This is a genomic window from Mycobacterium sp. WUMAC-067, assembly GCF_020217485.1.
In the GTDB taxonomy this organism is placed as follows: Bacteria; Actinomycetota; Actinomycetes; order Mycobacteriales; family Mycobacteriaceae; genus Mycobacterium.
Genome location: NZ_JAEKMI010000190.1, coordinates 1 through 507, shown reverse-complemented (window position 1 = coordinate 507; position 507 = coordinate 1). Strand labels below are relative to the sequence as shown.

The 507-nt window shown below is 66.3% G+C and carries 1 protein-coding gene; it reads right to left on the bottom strand.

The window, feature by feature from the left end; all coding sequences use genetic code 11:
• A partial coding sequence (locus JF781_RS28170) for a cutinase family protein (protein ID WP_225330689.1) occupies nucleotides 1-507 on the bottom strand: 507 nt, incomplete at both ends.

Here is a 507-nt window from a genome sequence, read left to right as displayed (position 1 = left end):
GGCCCCGCCCGTGCCGAGGTGGCTGGAGGCGAAGGCGACGCCTTTGTCGATGATGGAGCCGTCGTCGGCGTAGGTGTTGTGGGCGGCGAAGTTCATGCCGTCTGAGCAGACGGGGTCTTCGACGGCGCAGACTTTGAGGGTTTTGTCTTGGTACATCGGGCCGATGACGACGGGGGGTTCGCCTAAAAAGTTCATGGCGCGCACGTTGGGCATGCCGAAGAGCACGACCGAGGAGACGTGGTTGGCGACCGCGGGGTCGAGCGGTTTGGGGACGGTGGCGGGGTCGATGCCTTCGGGCACGGCGGCGGAGGTGACAAAGCCCATGACGGCTGCGCCTTGGGAGTAGCCGCCGAGGACCATTTTGGTGTTGGGGCAGTCGTGGGCCATGGAATTGACGTGGGCGCCGGCGTCGCGGATGCCGTCGATGCCGGTGTCCCATTGGTCGGTGGCGGGGTAGTTGACGGGGTAGACGTCAAAGGAGCGGTCGCCGACGCGTTGGTGCAGGGC